This is a genomic window from Tumebacillus lacus (genome assembly GCF_026410385.1).
GTDB lineage: Bacteria > Bacillota > Bacilli > Tumebacillales > Tumebacillaceae > Tumebacillus > Tumebacillus lacus.
This window is the reverse complement of record NZ_JAPMLT010000010.1, coordinates 1-16,737: the sequence shown is the minus strand read 5'-3', so window position 1 is coordinate 16,737 and position 16,737 is coordinate 1. Positions and strand designations below refer to the sequence as shown.

Genomic DNA, 16,737 nt, shown 5'->3' with positions numbered 1-16,737 from the left:
TTAAGATCATTTATATACGTCATAAGGAGAACGCTATGATCCTCCACTTCCTTTTATTTTCGATCCTGACGTACGTGGCGTACTACCAAGTGTACATCGTACCCATCGGCGACCGGGCCGCCTTTCGCGAAGACGCTCACATCCTGCTGTGGGTCGCCGCCATCCAGTTTGGCGACTGGCCGATGCTGTTGTTTGCCACCGCCGCCTATCTGGTCTGCTATACGGTGGAGCGGCTGCGCAAACGCCAACCGTACCGCCCGCTCAACCTTTTGGTGCTGATCAATCAGTCGTTTATGATCCTCTTTACCCATTCCTACCTGCAACACTTGCTGCCCACCGGTCATCTGCTGTCGCTCGTCACCATCCTGACCGGCACAGTCGTGCTCACCCAATTGATGACGGTGCTCGTCACCTCGTTTCTCTACCAACTGCCCTTGCGCACGCCCGGGTGGAAGCGGGAGTTGTTGCGTTTCACGCTGATGGACTCGACCTTCCTGATCTTTTATGTGGTCTTGTCCACGCACCTGCCCGCTCTGGAGCCTGACCCGCTGCTCGCCTCGCTGGCGCACGGGCTGCTGATCCTCGCGATCATCTCCTTGTTCCGCTGGCGGACGGTCGGCATCCGGCAGACGATCCGCGTACGCAAGCAATTCACGCAGCTCGAAGGGCTGAACACCCAGCTCGCCAACGCCAATCAGCAGGTGATGCTCGCCTTCGCCTCCTCCTTGGAAAAGCGCGATCCCTACACCGCCGGTCACAGCGAGCGCGTCGCCGACTACGCGGTGATGATCGCCGCAGGTCTCGGCCTTGGACCGCGCGATCTGGAGATCATCCACCTCGGCGGTCTGCTGCACGACATCGGCAAGATCGGCATCCCGGACAGTGTGCTGAACAAACCGGGCAAACTGACCCCCGAAGAGTACGACATCATGAAACAGCATCCGGTGATCGGCGAAGAACTGCTACGCCGCGTCTACCAGCACTCCACCGTCCTCACCGAAGCGGAGCGTGAACAGATGCTGGAGATCGTGCTCTACCACCACGAACGCCCGGACGGCCGCGGCTATCCCAAAGGCCTGACCGACGACCAGATCCCGATGTTCGCCAAACTGACAGCCGTCGCCGACGCGTATGACGCGATGACGAGCAACCGGGCCTACCGCAACGCGCTGTCCCCGCACCAGGCGGCGGAGATCCTGCGCCAAGGCAGCGGCACCCAATTTTGGTCGCCTGCCGTCGACGCCTTTCTGATCGCCCTCGAACGTCTCCATCAAAAAGAAGCCTAACAAAACAGGCACCTGCCCCGTGACGGCAGATGCCTGTTTTTTTCGTTTCGCCCACGCACTACGGCGTCCGGGTGCCGAGCGCTTCATCATAGTGCATATGCAGACTCTCAATCGTATTCATGCCGACGATTCCGTCGACAACGAGGTCTTTGTCCGCCTGAAACGAGCGAACGGCCGCCGCCGTCGCCGGCCCGTACATCCCGTCGAGATCGCCCTTGTAATAGCCGAGCACCTGAAGCATCCGTTGCGCTTCCACCACATCCGCCCCGTAGGTCACGCCGATGCGCAGGATGCGCGACGTTTGCACGCGGCCGGTCACCTTCACCATCGTGCCGATCGGCACCATCTCGTACAGTTCCTCGACATCGCGGTTTTGCAGCCGGACGCAGCCGTGCGAGACCGCTTTGCCGATGGAGTGCGGGTTGTCGGTGCCGTGGATGCCGTAGCCGCCGAACGGGATCGACAGCCGCATCCAGCGCGTGCCGAACGGGCCGCCCGGATTTAGCGCCTTTTGCGTGATCTTCCAGTCTCCGAGCGGCGTCGGCGTCTGCGGCGTGCCGACTGCGATCCCGTACGTTTTGACGAGTTGCGCCGATTTGTACACATAGAGCACAAACCGCTCCGTGTCGATCTGGAGCCGATACTCGCCGGTCGCCATCACCGCCACCGAGCCGTTTTCCGCCGTCAGGGCCCCGGTCGATTCCGCACCGCCGAGCGCCGACCACGTCTGCGGCCCGACCACGCCGTCCAGTTGCAACTGGTGCATCTCCTGAAACCGCCGCACCGCCTCGGCCGTCATCGGGCCGAACACGCCGTCCGGGGTCTCGTAGGAGACGCCCGATTCGAGCAGCCGCTCTTGGAGAAACGTCACATCCGGCCCGCGCAGATAGGGGCTGACCAGCCGCAAAAAGCGCGACGCATAGATCATGCTCCCCGCCTCCCTTCCGTCCGTGATACGAACTGTTCCTTGACACACCATATGCGGCGCACCGAGGACACAGTACATCTTGGGCAAACCGCACAACGTCTGCCATCGGTGCATAACCCTCCCGCCATAGGGAACATTTTAAAAGAACCGCATCCCGGAACGAAAGCAGCACCAAAACCGAAAGGAGACTCAACCATGGCACAAAGCGCCGCCACCACACACGTTCCCGCACGCGATCCCTATGCGAGCGCGACGGTCAAAATGCTGATCTACACTTCGGTGTTCTGGCTCTTGCTGAGCATGGTGCTCGGGCTGATCGTAGCTTTAAAGTCGATCAACCCTGATTTTTTGACGGGAAACCGCTTTTTGCAGACCTATCTGTCCTACGGCAGACTGCGCCCCGTCCATGTCAACACCGCCGTCATCGGCTGGATGACATCCGCCTTTTTCGGCGCGATGACGTACGGGGTGCCCGCCCTGTGCAAGACCAAGCTGTGGAGCGAAAAACTGGGGATGTTCACCGCCGTGTACTGGATGCTCAACTACCTGTTCGGCGCGATGGCCATCGCAGCCGGCTACCAGACGGGCGTCGAATACGCGGAGATGCCGCTGCTGTTTGACATCGGCGTCGTCATCTGCGTCGCCTCGCTCTGGACCAACTTGTTCATGACAGTGAAAAACCGCAAAGAGCGCGTGCTCTACGTCTCGCTCTGGTACTGGCTCGGGTCGGTCACCTTCCTGGCGATCGTCTACATCGTCGGCAACATCCCGGCCGGCTGGATGGGACCGGGCATGGCGCAGGCCAACTATTATTACTACTACATGCACAACATCATCGGTCTTTGGCTGACCCCGGTCGGCGTCGGACTGCTCTACTACCTGATGCCAAAGCTCGTCGACCGGCCGATCTATTCGCACAAACTGTCTTTGATCGGCTTTTGGACCATCGCCGCCTTTTACGTCTGGAACGGCCCGCATCATCTGATCAACGGGCCGATCCCGCTCTGGCTGATGAAGGCGGGCATCATTCCGTCGCTCTTGCTCTTGATCCCGGTCTGGTCGGTGCTCGCCAACGTCATCGGCACGATGAAAGGGGTCTGGTACAAAGTCTCGGAAAACGTCTCCTTGAAATTTTTGATGACCGGTGCGCTGTTCTACGGCCTCGCCTGCATCCAAGGCCCGTTCCAAGCGTTGATGGGGCCGCACGCCATCCTGCACTATACCTACTGGACGGTGGGACACGCACACATGCCCTTGTTCGGCGGATTTTCGCTGGTGCTGTTCTCGGGCATCTACTACATGTTCCCCCGTCTGACCGGCCGCCATCTCTATTCGCGGGCGATGATGAACTGGCATTATTGGCTGTCGGTGCTCGGCTTTGTCATCTTCGGCTTTGCGATGTGGACGGCCGGGGTCATCCAAGGCTTTGAGTGGATGGACGGCAAACAGCTCGGAGCCTCGTTCCTGCAGGTGATGGAGTCGCTCCACGTCTTCCTGATCGGACGGGCCGTCGGCGGCTCGCTGATGTTCCTCGGCCAGATCTTCTTCGCCTGGAACCTGATCAAATCGGCACGAAGCGGCAAGCCGATCGAACAGACGGAAGACCCGATGCTCCTCGCTCGATAAGAAAAAAATGAGGTGATGCGACATGGCGAATGAAGCGGAGAAAAGCCCCGGTATTCTGCTGTTTGGAGCGGTCCTCTTGGTCCTCGTGGGTACGATGGGCACCATCGTGTTGCCCTACTTTGACGAAAGTGTGGTCACGCCGACCAAGTCGGCCGAGTTGAAAAACTACCCGACCGACTCGGCGGAGGCGCGAGGCCGCCACGTCTACATCCGCGAAGGCTGCAACTACTGCCACACGCAAGCGGTGCGTCCGGTCCGAGCCGACTCCAAACTGGGACCGGTCTCGGTGCCGGGCGACTACTACTACGACAAACCGACGCTGATCATGACGCAGCGCACGGGGCCGGACCTGACGTGGGTCGGCACCCGCTACAGCGCAGACTGGCAGCATGAACACCTGCTCAACCCGCAAAAGATCGGGGGACCCGCCTCGATCATGCCGAAATACGACTACCTCTCGCAGCAGGACCGCGACGACCTCGTGGCCTACATGCTCAGTCTCAAGCCCGCTCCAAAAGACTAACAGAAGAAGGAAGCAAGGGAGGAACACGCGATGACCATCGGCGCATGGATGCTGATCGGTGTCTGCCTGAGCATGACCGGCGGAGCGGGAATGGTCCTGCTCTGGTGCTGGAAGACCGGTCAGTTCGACGACGCAGAAGGCGTCAAATACCGCATGTTGCAAGACGACTAACACGGCCGAAAGGAGGAGCCCGACATGTCGGACACCCGCGACCCGAAACAGCCGGCAAACCCGGAGTCCCATTTTTCGGAAGACCCGGAGAAACAGACGCCCGCCACCCCCGCGCCCACCGAACAAGCCGAAGTCTTTATGACACCGGAAGAAGTCGAACCTCATCAAGACAAAGGGCACTACGACGTCGTCTCCGATATCAAAATGGGTCACGCCGGCGTTCCTAAGTTTTTGAAATTCGTCTACGCCGCCCTCGCGGTCTGGGGGTTGTACTACGCGCTGGCAGCCAAACCGGTCGACGACCGGATGGAAGCATCCCCGGCCGCAGAACCGACCGTCGAAGCGGGAGCGGAGGTGTTCGGCGCCTCCTGCGCCGGCTGTCACAACGTCACCGCCGAACGCAAGATCGGCCCGGGCATGGCCGGCGTCCACGCACGCCTCGGCGACGAAGGCCTGATCAACATCCTGCACAACGGCCGCCCGGACAAAGGCATGCCCGCCCCGCCGGCGCTCGGCCTGAACGAAAACCAGATCGAATCGATCGCCCTGTATCTCAAGACGCTGAAGTGAGGTGAAAGAGGATGGCACAACACGTCTTCGGATTGTTTGAAACGCAAGAAGCCGCCCGCACCCTCGTCAGCGAGCTCGGGCGGTATGTGACGCACGATAAGATCTCGGTGGTGACAAAAGCGGATCAGTTGCCGGAGTATACGACGGAGCAGAGAGAGACGGATAATATCGTCGACGGGACGCTGATCGGGGCTGCGATAGGCGGCGTGCTGGGGCTGTCGGCCGCGATGGCGACGGCGTTTTACCCGACCGCCGGGTATCTGCTCGTCACGCTGGGACCGCTGGCCGGTGCCGCCTATGGCACGTGGAGCGGAGGGATGGTCGGTGCGTTGGTGGACATCGGGATCTCGCCGCCGAATGCGCAGCATTTTCACGATCAGGTGGAGCAAGGGAAGATTTTGCTGTCGGCAGAGGTGAATGAGGGGAATCGGGATTTGGTTGGGCAGTTGTTCAGGGATTATGGAGCGGATTCGGTGTTGGTGAGGTAGGTAGTGAAAAGGGACGGTTCAAAAGAACCCGTCCCTTTTCTGTGCGGTATCATAGCATCTGTTCCAACAGTTGCCCATTTTCTTTCAACCATGTCTTCGCCTTCTCCATTGTCGGAGCTTGTGCACGAACGATGTTCCAGAACCTAGGTGTGTGGTTGTTTTCGATAAGGTGTGCCAGTTCATGAACGATAACATAATCAATGACAAACATCGGCGCTTTTATAAGCCGCCAGTTAAAGTTGACGTTATCATTCATGGTACAGGAACCCCAACGGAAGCGGTTGTCGACAATCTTGACCTTTGCAACATCGACACCGAGTTGGCTGGCGTGATGCTTCACCCGTGGAACAATCTTTTCTTTAGCTTTACCGATATACCATTCCCGTAAAGCATCCGTTTGTTTTGCCGCCTGCATATCCGGGATAAGAAAACGATGGGAAAACTGAATCTCTGAAAGACCCGTTTTAACGATCTCAAGACGGTATTGTCGCCCCAAATAGAATGCAGATTCACCGCTGACGAGTTCCTTCCCTGGAGCATGAGGCAGGTTTTGATATTTTTGAGGGTGATTCAATTTCTCATAAATCCATTGGCGCTTTGACGACACTATCTGTTCAATTTTTTCGTCAGATATACCATCCGGTGCATGTACGACAACACTGCGGTCACGCTCAACGGTGATAGTCAGTTTTCGCCTTTTAGCGGATCTGTTTATTGTATATCTTAGTTGCATCGTAATCACTCCGCATGGAGAATGATGTCATTGTTCTTCTCGGCGATTTCCATAATCCGGCTGATAATATGTGCACGATTATTGATTAAACCGGGAAGTGTAAAAAATTCCCGAGCCACCAAAATCTTTTGAAGATCTCCTTTCAATTTGTTTCGGGCGGAACTACTTTCCCAAAATCCAGTCAGTTTCAGTTCACGCTCCACGAGTAAAAAGATCTGCTGGGTCAAATTTACGAGCAAAGAGACTTCGTCCTCATCGAGATCCTTATCACCAAATACCTCGCGTTTTAGACTCCGGAACAGCGGCATTTGCTTCTTCCGGTGTAGCCCGTAAGTCGGTTCGTTACTGGAGTTTATGATACGCTCCCGCAGTTTCTCCAATTCTTCGTAAATCTTCGTCCAGTTGTCACGGAATTCTTCAAAAATCATATCCAGTGCTCCAGAAAAAGAGGCTTGTAGGTCAGGGTCATCGTCGAGTTCAACTTCGAGGTGGTGGCGAATTGCGTGCTCTACTTCCGCCGCTTTTGTCTTGGTTCGTTTTCTTTTGCCTACCTCTTTTTGAAAATCTTCATCGAGGATCGAGATCGGTTTGACCTTAATCTCAATTCCTTTTGATGTGAGATATTCGTCTGTAATGCTGCGTAGTTTGGGCGGGATGCCTTTCATACTCAAGCGTTCGTCGCGGAAATGCTTTCCCGCCAATACATTAATTTCTGTGAGGGCCTGGTAGTCGGCCACGTAGTCTAAGGCTTGCCGGGCGGGGAAGACCAGATTCATACATCTGGTCAACTTTTTGAAAGCCAACATAAATTGAAAACGCACGTCTTCATCATAGAACAGGTCGAAGAACGCATCGTGATCGGTCAAATCTGTCAATCCTTGCTTGTTGAACAATTCCGTGATAGTCGCATGGTTAGAGATAAGTTCACACAGTTCGTCCTCTGGGAAACTGAGTGTGTCGATCACCTCTTTTTGTTCCCGCTCGTCATAGGTATCGATTGCCTTTTTCAAGTGATATCCGATGCCTACATAATCTACCACAAAGCCCTTATCCTTGGATGCCCCACCAACGCGATTCACACGCGCGATCGCCTGAAGGAGATTGTGGGCGACGATGACCTTGTCAAGGTACATGACCTGTTCTACAGGCGCATCAAAACCAGTCAGCAACATACTGTTGACGATCACGATACCGATGTTTCCAGTGACACCCTTCTCCTCTGCATCGAAAGCCATCTTGAAACTCTTAATACTGGCCTCATGCTTAGACTTGTCCGTGTAATGTTTAAGGTGCGGAAGGTCGTTGCTTTTGCTGGAAATGATAACGTCCGACTTCAATTTCTTGAGCATGTCAAGATCTAGCTTCCTCGGGTTGTCTTTTTCAAGATCTACTATGACATCCGCCAAGGCCACGTCGATGTGTTTCTTATAGCGTACCGCCGCTTCACGGGAAGTTGCGACCACTTGTGCTTTATAGGCATTGGGGAACACATGGGTTAGGTAGTGCTTCACCATGTCTTTTGCCTTTGCTGCAATAGTAGACTCAGCTTCCAGATAAGCATCGCGTGATCCGTAGCCAAGAATCTCCAAGCGTTGCTGAAGGTTATACTCGCTAAACACATCCGCAAATTTTGTGTCCATCCCCGCTTGGTCAGCCACCTCAGCATTGTGGGTGCGGCCTTCATACACAATCTCCAGAGTCACGCCGTCCTCGATGGCTTGACGCATAGTGTATTTATCAATGTACTCGCCGAAGAACTTCTCAGTCTTTTCGATGGGCGTACCCGTATAGCCGATACGGGTAGCGTTAGGAATACCTTTATCTAGGTTGGCTCCCAGCATTGCGTATTGAGAGCGATGCGCCTCGTCGGTCATCACCAGAATGTGCGGACTTGGATTCAGCTCTGGGAAGGTCTCAGTCAAGTCAGTTTCGCGAAACTTATGAATCATCGCCATTACTAGATCTGAGGAGTTCGAACGCAGAAGTTCTTTCAGATTCCTGATACTGTCGGCTACCTTAACAGTAATGCCGATGGTCTGGCTAGTCTCAGCCAACTGGCCTTCCAGTTGGGTACGGTCGGTAACAAAGACAACTTTCCAGTGAGACAGTTCAGCATGACGATACATCTCGCGCACCATAAACATCATGGTTAACGATTTGCCTGAGCCTTGCGTGTGCCAGATGATACCGCTACGTTCGCGCGGGCTTTGACCTGTTAAGAGGCGTTTAACCGCCAGCTTGACAGCGCGGAACTGCTGATAGCGGCCTACGACTTTAATGGTCTCGCCCTTGTCATTCGTAGAGAACAGTGTGAATGTACGGATGAGATCCAGCAGATTGTCCCGATCTAACATCCCGGCAACCAATCGTTGCTGATCGTTAGGACCGCTGCTGCCGTGCTCCAGATCGTCTACCGTGCGGGGATATGGATCAGCCCAACGGTAGAAGTGTTTAACGCTATGGGTGGTGATGGTACCAAACTTAGCCTCGTTTCTGCATGTGACGATGACGAACTGATTGTAATAAAACAGTGGTACGCTACCTTCACCCTTGACATCTCGTTGTTCGCTGTAACGGAGTAGCTGTTCAATAGCTTCCGGAATAGCATCTTTCACCTTGGGTGATTTGCACTCAATCACCACTATGGGCAGACCGTTTAGGAATAGTACTATGTCCGGAATGATATGATGTTCAGTTCCCAAGATGCGCACCTTGAACTGGCAAACAGCGATAAAGCGGTTGTGGTTGCTTTCCCGCCCCTGGCGCGTGAAGTCCACAAAACGTACTGTCGGGCTTTTCTCACCTGTCCGACGGTTCTCACTGACACTCGTGTTCTCCAGCAACAAATTAAACACATGACGGTTATTATTGATCAAGCTAGTACCAGAGAAGTTGGCGGTGAGCTGTTTGATTACTTCTTCCACTTGATCGTCTTCCAACCAGGGGTTGATAACCTTGAGTTGATCGCGTAAGACTGGTAGCATCACCACCTCAGTAAAGCTCTGACGGTGGCTAGCCTCTGGATGCTGTTTGCTGTCAAGGTCGATGACCTCCCAACCCAGTCCCGCAAGTTGATCCAGTAAGGGCTTCTCTACGTATTTGCGTTCGTCGATATTGTTATGCTCAGAGATTTTGTCACGTCTCATTAGACCGTCACCTCCGTGTCGTTCAGTAGGGGCATGACACGTTTCTTACCAGTGAGCAGATCTTGCATGAGAGCGGTTTTGAGGGAGCGGAGTTTTTGCAAGCTCTTATCAGCGGCGTGAATACTTTGTGAAACTGAAGCAATGTGATCGATTATTTTCTTTTGCTCAGTAACAGTTCTAGGTAACGAAATCAAAAGCATGCCCAAATTAGTCGGATTAACATTCGCCTGTTGAACACCAATAGTAGCCAATTGCTTCACCCTAATTTGGTTAGACACATCATTAAGCCAAACGTTTAAGTATCCAGCACAAAGCTTATCACTATCAGTTACAAGACGTACAAGATAGGAAGCAAAAGAAACACTCCGGCCAGAATGACGGTATATGCCCGTCCTCCCTACGTAATCAATACTATTAGTTCTATTAAATAAAACATCACCATCATTAAGGGTGAGACTCAACGCATCTCTTCGCCGAGAATATTTCAAATTGGAATAATCAACCTCACCATAGACTAGGTTATTCATTCGCAATACCGGAACTCCCTCAGGTTCCTCACTAAGACTCGTTGAAATACCATACCGCTTCTCAACCAAAAGATCATCGAGTGGCCTTACCTCCCACTCTACCGGAACCCTGCCCAGGGGAGAATCTTCAAATTGGTGGGTCTTCTCGGAGCGTAAATTACCGTGCTCATCTATTCCGCGGGTAAGGAGGTCCTGCATTAGACCAGTTTTTATGCGGTGCTGCTTGGCTATCGATGTCTCCGTCTCCTCAATCGCCTGATCAACCGTTGAAAGAACCTCAGCGATTTTCTTTTGCTCGGAAAGAGCTGGTAAAGGAATAGGGATCTGCTCCAAAATTTGCTTTGTTAACCCTGCACGTCCTCCGCCCGAGGAACGAGAGCGCAACTCCTCATATCGAAACTCTAAGTTGTAAAACAGGTAGCGTGTATCAAGAACCTCAGGATCACTTTTGATTAATGCCACAGATTGATTTGTGCATAACCTGCACAATACTAGCGCCACAGTTCCACGCGTTCTCCCTTGCCCAGCCAGTCCAATTGCAACTGTTGGAGAATCAACTATTGACGCATTGGAATGTCTCAGACCTAGCTCCGTTATCCTTCCGGGCACATCGGTAACTTTCTTTAACTTCACATCACCAGAAGCCATCCAAGGCACATCGCCATCCCAGTACTTTTCAACAGAAGTTCGCGGAGTTCCACCTACAGTAATACTTCCAAGATTCCCTATTAAATCCTCTCCCCAAGGATGATTGAATGGCACTGAGTTCTTAGACATAACTCAACCCCCTCAAAAAGCCTTCCAACGTCTCCAAGGTCTTACTCCGTTGGCGTTCTAGTTCGCGACTGGAGACAGCATATTTGTCCCAAAGGTTTTCCATCACCTGAATCAACTCACGCTTCTCTGAGTTGAGATAGCGGTATAGTTCGCGACGAGACATGTAATAAAGTTTTTTCAGTATCAGTTGACGGGCTTCTTCTTCGGTGAGTTGGTCACCAATAGCACTAAGTAAGCCATCAGTTTTAGCGAGTCTAACTTCGAGGGTGACTTTGTCCTTCGTTAGGCTGGAAAACCTCTTCTTCTCATCCTTGTTAGTGGAATCCAGTTCAGCCAGTTGGACATCAACCTGGCGAATCAGTTCTTTGCTTTCAGCCTTGAACTCGTCACCGCCTATTCTTTTTATCTTGAGCTTGAGAGCCAGTTCGTCGGTTTTGGTTTTCAACGCAACCTTAGTTTCCTTAATACGTTTCTCGAACGCGGTGATAGCCTTCTCTTGGGCTTGGAGGTTTTTCAGTTCCTTACGAGCCGTATCGCCTTCACTTCCCTTGAGATCGGCAATCAATTCACTGAGGGCTTTCTTAATAGCAGCCGCAGTGACGATTTCATCCTCTTCCGGCTCATAGGCAACAACTTCCTGTGCTTTTTCTACCGCTTCGGCTAGTTCACTCTGCAGTTGACTAATCTGCGTCTCCAACATTTCTATCTCGTCAGCCTCAGCCTGAAAGAACTCCGAAACAAGGTAGTCGTCAGGAATCAGGCTATGGTGCCAACCGGTGGAGGTGATAGTTTTGAGGTCGTAACGGATCTGTTGCCACCAGTTTACAAACACTCCCGCGCTCTTGAACTCATCCAGCACATGCAAAGGGACCAATTTAACCTTCAACGTGGTGAGTAATTCGTGTCGGACTTCTGGCAACTTCTTGCCATCATGTAATCCGGCAAAGACTTCACGAGCCACTGCCCACCAAGTCTCCAAAGCACAAATGTGTTCGGTGAATGCCTGCTGGAGCGCTTTGTCATTTTCCAATCGAGACTTAATAACGGATCTGGCAGTAATACACTCGTCAAAGGCTAGATAGCCCGGACGCTGGGGTGTAAAAAGCGTGTCAGGTCGAATCCCGAAGCGGGCAAAGTCATTAGCACGAGCGATAATTTCGCCTTCTGGAATGCCGCCAGTCAGATGTGCCTGCACATCCTCTGGTTCCGGATCAGGAGTATTGTCCACATAACGGCGAATGTTGAGGTTGTAATCGTGTTCTTCCACAATCTCTTTCTTGCAGACTAGACGGCTATATTTGGGAATCTCCCGTTTGTATGTGAAGACATGGTCAATCTTTTCAATGTCTTCAGGGCGCAACTTGTTCTGCGCCTTGCCTTCTGCAAATTCGCGATCGGCATTGATAAACAGCACCTTGTCGCGCAGTGTGTCCGGCTTGTTTTTATTGGCTACAATCACACAAGCGGGGATACCAGTACCATAGAATAGACCGGGCGGCAGACTGATAATAGCCTCAATAACATCATCGTTGATCAAGATCTCGCGAATCAGTTTCTCTTTACCACCCCGAAAAAGCACACCGTGGGGCATGACAGTTGCCATGTGGCCATGTGGCTTGAGGCTGGCCAACATATGCTGCACAAACATTAAGTCTGCCTTTTTTCCAGTTTCTAGGCACCACTCACGGAAGCGATTTGAGAATTTCATGTTGGCGCGACTATAGTTCTGCGAGAAGGGTGGGTTGGCTAAAACACGGTCGAATTTACGAACTTGGCCATTATCCAAAATCAAGGGATCTTCTAGGGTATCCCCATTCTCAATGGTGAAACGATTGATGTTGTGAAGGATCATGTTCATGTTACATATCGACCACACTGTTCCGTTTGAGTCCTGACCAAAGAGGGCCAGATCGTTCGGGTCTTGCCCTTGTTCCTCCACATATTGGTGGGCCTGAATGAGAAAGCCACCTGAACCAACGGTGGGGTCGTAGATTTCGTGACCCGCTTCCGGCTTGGTGATCTGCACCAGCAAGCGCACTACTTCTGCAGGAGTGTAGAATTCGCCGCCTTTCTTGCCAGCACTATCCGCAAAAAACTTGATCAAATATTCATAAGCCGCACCAAGCAGATCGGGGAACTCGAAATTATCATTGATCAGTACGAAACCGGGCTGGTTGAAGTGGTCGAGCAGATCTTTCCATTTCTGGTCAGGGATCTTAGTCTTACCTTTGAGTGCGTTGAAATCAATATTGTTTTTGAGTACTCCGGCAAGAGCATCGTTTTCTTCTTCTACGGCAGCAATTGCTTTATTAAGCATATTGCCAATGTCGTGTTTCAAATCCTTCAATGCCGGGACTTTTTCACCGTTTTCGTCAATCCATGATTCATGCCAGCGGGCACGGACAGGAACGAAAAAGGTCTCGCCGTAGGATGTTTTGTCTTCAAGTAGTTCCTCGATGAGGTCCGGCTGATCTTTTAAATGTGCGAAATCCTTCTTGCGAAGTTGTTCGCGCTTACGATCAAATTCATCAGATAATCGCTTAAGGAACAACATGCCAAAGATGAATTCCTTGAACTCCGATGCATCCATCTTACCCCTAAGGATATCAGCAGCCTTTAAGAGGAATCTTTCTAATTGGGATAGAGTTATTTTTTCATTAGACAACTGTCATTTCTCCTATTTGATTAATTTTTCGTTTCAAAACGCATTAGCAAACAATGCATGGGGTTACAAGGAGAGGGAACGTAACGTGCTCACAACCCGCTCATCAAAACATTATAACATTCGTAGGCGAATTGGACGAGTTGGCAATAACATTCCATCTTCAGTTCTGTCTCGCCTGGGTTCGAATCAAAAAATCCCTATCGTTCGTTTAGACGGTAAGTTGATTTTTTACACCTGATCGCGCCAAGTAAAACGTGCCGACCACCTCATACAAATTCATTCCGAAAACTTACCGTCTTCAGATATAAGACTAACCGACCAGTAGCTCGTTCTTCGAATTCATCAAAATCACCATCCGCCTTTAGTACATCCGGATGAAAAAGCTCAAAGCCTCCCGTATCATAGGAATTGCTCCACTCGACTGCAGGTGGTGGCTAATTGAGTGGGAGTTGTACCGATCAAGAAACTTGCTGTTGATAGTAAGGAAATGGTGAGTTTTTCTACAACAAAAAACAATATATCCCCTATGATTTTCACCATAAATGAACACTTGTCGCACACAAAACACTATTGCATAATGTAACCCTAAAAAGAAAACCTGGCAAAAAGGGGCCTTTCTGCTCATTTGCAGAAAGGCCCTTTTCTCCTGTTTTTCTTACTGCTTATCCTGCGACTTCGCCGCTATCTTCAACACTTCTTCCGCCACCAAACTCCCCATCTCCGAGGTAGTCACCGCTTCGGTTCCCCCTTCGTCATATCGCGAGTACGATACACAGCCGTTCCACAGCATCCGCTTCCCACCCGAACAAGTGACGCAGCATCATCGCAACGGAGAGGATCGTGCCGACCGGGTTCGAGTGCCCCAGACCTACGATGTCGGGTGCCGAGCCGTGGATCGGTTCTTAGAGAGAAACGTCCGGGCAGAACGATGCAGACGGGACGGGATCATGCCGGTGGAGCTAGCCAGCATCGACGCTTTGTCGGAGAGGATGTCGCCGAACAGATTCTCCGTGACGAGGACGTCAAACTGATTCGGGCTGCGCATCATTTGCGTGTCGGCGTTGTCGATCAGCACGTGGTGGACTTACATCCGGGTACTCCGGAGCGAAATCATCGGCGATCTCCCTCCAGAGCCCAGACGTGGTCATCACATTCGCCTTATCAACCGAGTGCAAAATCTTGCGGCGTTTCTGCGCCATTTCTAACCCAACTCAGACGTCGCGCTCGATCTCGCTGGCGGTGCAGGTGTCGTACGCCTCCCACTCGCCGTTCTCTCTGCTGCGACCGCGTTCGCCGTAGTAGATGCCCGCGGTCAGCGCGGACGATGACGCGGTCGTTTCCTTTTTCGAGTTCTGGGCGCAGCGGGCAGTAGGACATCGTGGACGCGGACGGGACGCAGGATCTCCTACTCACAGTCGAATCCCCATCTTACCTATAACTTGCCTCGTATAACCCCGAATCTCTTCCAGCACCCCGATTACATGTTGATAATCTGCCTCTAGCAGAGAAAGCCTTGATAGCTCAAACATCGTATCATCCCATTCGCTGACTTCATCCACACGCTTGAATCCATCCGCCGCCATTTGGAACCTATGCCTTGCCTCTTCGATATTGTTTGATTCGACTGCGACACGAGCCAAGATTCGATTCGCCTTTGCATGATAGACGTGAAACTCCGGCAAGAGCATACATGCATTTTCGCAGTGCTCGACCGCCTTCTCCAGTTCTACTCTGTTCAAATATAGCTGTGCAAGTTCAGTATAGGCCATGCCTTGCATTTCCAGATCCTTCATCTGATCCGCTTTTGAAAGTGTGTAGATCAGAATTTGTTCAGCATCGTCTTCACGCCCTGATACTCCATATAGAGCCGCCGTCTGGATTTCTAGCCGAAGTGTGCCTTGTAACTCATCCAGGCTTATATAAATCGAATGCGCGCGTTCTGAGTACTCAGTAGCTCGTTCTAAATCGCCCAATTGTTTATAGGAAACTCCAAGTTGCAGATAGGAATCTGCCATTTCTGAGAGGTTGTCCGTCCCCTCGTACAATGCGGCTGCCCTCGTAAAGTAATCTGTTGCTTTGGAGGTTTGTCCCAGTTTGAGAGACACTTCGCCGAGTTTATGGAGAATATCTGCTTGAAGGAAACCTCCCTTCTCCGCAATTTTCTCGCTCTCATCGAGTGCCTTACCAAAATGAAACTGAGCGATCTGGAAGAACTTGCGCTCGAAGGCGATGATTCCAATGTAGAGCAATGTACGGGTCGCCAAAAGCGAATCGTTTCTTAGCACTGCATATTCCTGTACCTGCGCGAAAGTCTTCTCTGCCTCGTCTAGGTCTCCGGTATGTAACAGGCACTCCCCCAGATGATAGAGAATGTCCGTCGTAGAGACTGTTGATCGCGGTGCATCGAGCAATTCGCGCAACAGCGTGATGGCAGAAGCGTACTGTTTAGCAGCCACCATCGCTTTTGCCATCTTGTACGAACTGACGTGTCCCATATTTAGCTCGACATTGACTAGTAGCTTCTCCACGGGAACATCAAGGCGTTCCGCAATCGCACATAACATAGCGTAGGAGGGCCGAGCTTTGTCCGATTCGACCTGACTGATCATCGAGGGCGTCAGAAGTCCTTCAGCCAGTTCAATCTGTGTCAGGCCTTTTTTGAGGCGAAGTTCACGGAGACGTTTACCAAGGGAACTCATTCCTTGATCTGCATGAATATTCCCTTGACGTGGCTTTCCTGAATCTCTTTCCATTTAGATCCTCCTTCTTCATTCAAGTCCCATGCCTCCATTGTAATCGCATCGTCGTTACAATTGAATAATTAATAACTATGTGATTGATGGTATTTACCCCGCCAAATATTGATTAAAATATTCCAACTTATCAAACAAACAAAAAACCTCCCTAACTTATGTGGGGAGGTTGCATCGATCAAGGCTATACATTCCCTTGGGAGATAATCGGGAAAATCGGCACTGTCTCAGCTACATGAGTTTGATTGCTGTCAGGTAAGACCGGTAACGTTGCTGCGATATTTTCAAAGTGATACAGAACAGAAACTGTGAGTACGAACGCAACGAGGCCGAGCAGTCGTTTTTTCATTCTACAGATCATCCTCTTCTAAAATGTCAGAGTGACTAGGCTGTAGTTCCTCTGCCCTTTTATGATACTGTTGCGGCCGATGCTAAATGCCCAAAAGCTGACGCTATTGCCTGTCCAAAGATTGACGGATATAATGACCACCGTACATATCCTAGAAAAGGAAAAGGACGCCTCTGAATGATGTGCCACTGTATC

Annotated in this window: 17 protein-coding genes; 6 read left to right on the top strand and 11 right to left on the bottom strand. The window is 51.7% G+C overall.

The genetic code is table 11. The features are described from left to right. Positions 1-35 precede the first annotated feature (35 nt). A complete protein-coding gene (locus tag OS242_RS15210) occupies positions 36-1,286 on the top strand; it encodes an HD-GYP domain-containing protein (protein WP_267152549.1) in 1,251 nt (416 codons plus the stop codon). Positions 1,287-1,344: 58 nt separating this feature from the next. Here the strand turns inward: OS242_RS15210 and OS242_RS15205 are convergent, their stop codons facing one another. Beyond that, on the bottom strand, positions 1,345-2,214 hold the full coding sequence (locus tag OS242_RS15205) for a L,D-transpeptidase family protein (RefSeq protein ID WP_267152548.1): 870 nt from the start codon (positions 2,212-2,214) through the stop codon (positions 1,345-1,347). A 195-nt stretch (positions 2,215-2,409) separates the two neighbouring features. Here OS242_RS15205 and OS242_RS15200 point away from each other — a divergent pair, with 195 nt between their 5' ends. From OS242_RS15200 to OS242_RS15180, 5 genes are read left to right on the top strand one after another with little or no spacing between them, the layout of a single operon-like run. Continuing rightward, the gene (locus tag OS242_RS15200; protein WP_267152547.1) at positions 2,410-3,840 is read left to right on the top strand and encodes a cbb3-type cytochrome c oxidase subunit I; all 1,431 of its coding nucleotides are present in this window, start codon (positions 2,410-2,412) and stop codon (positions 3,838-3,840) included. A gap of 22 nt (positions 3,841-3,862) precedes the next feature. Beyond that, a complete protein-coding gene (locus tag OS242_RS15195) occupies positions 3,863-4,363 on the top strand; it encodes a cbb3-type cytochrome c oxidase subunit II (RefSeq protein WP_267152546.1) in 501 nt (166 codons plus the stop codon). Between the two features lie 30 nt (positions 4,364-4,393). Beyond that, a complete protein-coding gene (gene ccoS, locus OS242_RS15190; protein WP_267152545.1) occupies positions 4,394-4,534 on the top strand; it encodes a cbb3-type cytochrome oxidase assembly protein CcoS in 141 nt (46 codons plus the stop codon). Between the two features lie 24 nt (positions 4,535-4,558). Then, a complete protein-coding gene (locus OS242_RS15185; protein ID WP_267152544.1) occupies positions 4,559-5,104 on the top strand; it encodes a c-type cytochrome in 546 nt (181 codons plus the stop codon). Between the two features lie 11 nt (positions 5,105-5,115). Beyond that, positions 5,116-5,592: a DUF1269 domain-containing protein gene (locus tag OS242_RS15180; RefSeq protein ID WP_267152543.1), complete on the top strand. Its 477-nt coding sequence runs from the start codon at positions 5,116-5,118 to the stop codon at positions 5,590-5,592. Positions 5,593-5,641: 49 nt separating this feature from the next. Here OS242_RS15180 and OS242_RS15175 read toward each other — a convergent pair whose 3' ends face one another. From OS242_RS15175 to OS242_RS15130, 10 genes are all read right to left on the bottom strand, one after another. Beyond that, entirely contained in the window at positions 5,642-6,325 is a 684-nt protein-coding gene (locus OS242_RS15175; RefSeq protein WP_267152542.1) for a M48 family metallopeptidase, read from the bottom strand. Positions 6,326-6,330: 5 nt separating this feature from the next. Beyond that, entirely contained in the window at positions 6,331-9,471 is a 3,141-nt protein-coding gene (locus OS242_RS15170) for a type I restriction endonuclease subunit R (protein ID WP_267152541.1), read from the bottom strand. Next, entirely contained in the window at positions 9,471-10,775 is a 1,305-nt protein-coding gene (locus OS242_RS15165) for a restriction endonuclease subunit S (protein WP_267152540.1), read from the bottom strand. The genes OS242_RS15170 and OS242_RS15165 overlap by 1 nt, the downstream gene beginning before the upstream one ends. Further along, a complete protein-coding gene (locus OS242_RS15160; RefSeq protein WP_267152539.1) occupies positions 10,768-13,440 on the bottom strand; it encodes a type I restriction-modification system subunit M in 2,673 nt (890 codons plus the stop codon). Before OS242_RS15160 ends, OS242_RS15165 begins: the two co-directional genes overlap by 8 nt. Before the next feature lie 655 nt (positions 13,441-14,095). Further along, positions 14,096-14,230, bottom strand: coding sequence for a hypothetical protein (locus OS242_RS15155; protein ID WP_267152538.1), 135 nt, complete (start codon positions 14,228-14,230; stop codon positions 14,096-14,098). Further along, the gene (locus tag OS242_RS15150) at positions 14,193-14,306 is read right to left on the bottom strand and encodes an isocitrate/isopropylmalate family dehydrogenase (RefSeq protein ID WP_267152702.1); all 114 of its coding nucleotides are present in this window, start codon (positions 14,304-14,306) and stop codon (positions 14,193-14,195) included. The genes OS242_RS15155 and OS242_RS15150 overlap by 38 nt, the downstream gene beginning before the upstream one ends. Positions 14,307-14,308: 2 nt before the next feature. Further along, positions 14,309-14,515: an isocitrate/isopropylmalate family dehydrogenase gene (locus tag OS242_RS15145; RefSeq protein WP_267152537.1), complete on the bottom strand. Its 207-nt coding sequence runs from the start codon at positions 14,513-14,515 to the stop codon at positions 14,309-14,311. Beyond that, positions 14,463-14,588 (bottom strand): hypothetical protein, encoded by a 126-nt coding sequence (locus OS242_RS15140; RefSeq protein ID WP_267152701.1) that lies wholly within the window; start codon positions 14,586-14,588, stop codon positions 14,463-14,465. Before OS242_RS15140 ends, OS242_RS15145 begins: the two co-directional genes overlap by 53 nt. A gap of 261 nt (positions 14,589-14,849) precedes the next feature. Further along, positions 14,850-16,193: a helix-turn-helix domain-containing protein gene (locus OS242_RS15135; RefSeq protein ID WP_267152536.1), complete on the bottom strand. Its 1,344-nt coding sequence runs from the start codon at positions 16,191-16,193 to the stop codon at positions 14,850-14,852. A 184-nt stretch (positions 16,194-16,377) separates the two neighbouring features. Then, a complete protein-coding gene (locus OS242_RS15130) occupies positions 16,378-16,542 on the bottom strand; it encodes a hypothetical protein (protein WP_267152535.1) in 165 nt (54 codons plus the stop codon). Positions 16,543-16,737 lie beyond the last annotated feature (195 nt).

Bases quoted from the DNA above. Each gene is read 5' to 3' on its own strand.
- OS242_RS15180 (WP_267152543.1), top strand. From the start codon at position 5,116: ATGGCACAACACGTCTTCGGATTGTTTGAAACGCAAGAAGCCGCCCGC.
- OS242_RS15200 (WP_267152547.1), top strand. From the start codon at position 2,410: ATGGCACAAAGCGCCGCCACCACACACGTTCCCGCACGCGATCCCTAT.
- OS242_RS15155 (WP_267152538.1), bottom strand. From the start codon at position 14,230: ATGCTGTGGAACGGCTGTGTATCGTACTCGCGATATGACGAAGGGGGA.
- OS242_RS15175 (WP_267152542.1), bottom strand. From the start codon at position 6,325: ATGCAACTAAGATATACAATAAACAGATCCGCTAAAAGGCGAAAACTG.
- OS242_RS15165 (WP_267152540.1), bottom strand. From the start codon at position 10,775: ATGTCTAAGAACTCAGTGCCATTCAATCATCCTTGGGGAGAGGATTTA.
- ccoS (WP_267152545.1), top strand. From the start codon at position 4,394: ATGACCATCGGCGCATGGATGCTGATCGGTGTCTGCCTGAGCATGACC.
- OS242_RS15170 (WP_267152541.1), bottom strand. From the start codon at position 9,471: ATGAGACGTGACAAAATCTCTGAGCATAACAATATCGACGAACGCAAA.
- OS242_RS15140 (WP_267152701.1), bottom strand. From the start codon at position 14,588: ATGACCACGTCTGGGCTCTGGAGGGAGATCGCCGATGATTTCGCTCCG.
- OS242_RS15135 (WP_267152536.1), bottom strand. From the start codon at position 16,193: ATGGAAAGAGATTCAGGAAAGCCACGTCAAGGGAATATTCATGCAGAT.
- OS242_RS15130 (WP_267152535.1), bottom strand. From the start codon at position 16,542: ATGAAAAAACGACTGCTCGGCCTCGTTGCGTTCGTACTCACAGTTTCT.
- OS242_RS15210 (WP_267152549.1), top strand. From the start codon at position 36: ATGATCCTCCACTTCCTTTTATTTTCGATCCTGACGTACGTGGCGTAC.
- OS242_RS15185 (WP_267152544.1), top strand. From the start codon at position 4,559: ATGTCGGACACCCGCGACCCGAAACAGCCGGCAAACCCGGAGTCCCAT.
- OS242_RS15205 (WP_267152548.1), bottom strand. From the start codon at position 2,214: ATGATCTATGCGTCGCGCTTTTTGCGGCTGGTCAGCCCCTATCTGCGC.
- OS242_RS15195 (WP_267152546.1), top strand. From the start codon at position 3,863: ATGGCGAATGAAGCGGAGAAAAGCCCCGGTATTCTGCTGTTTGGAGCG.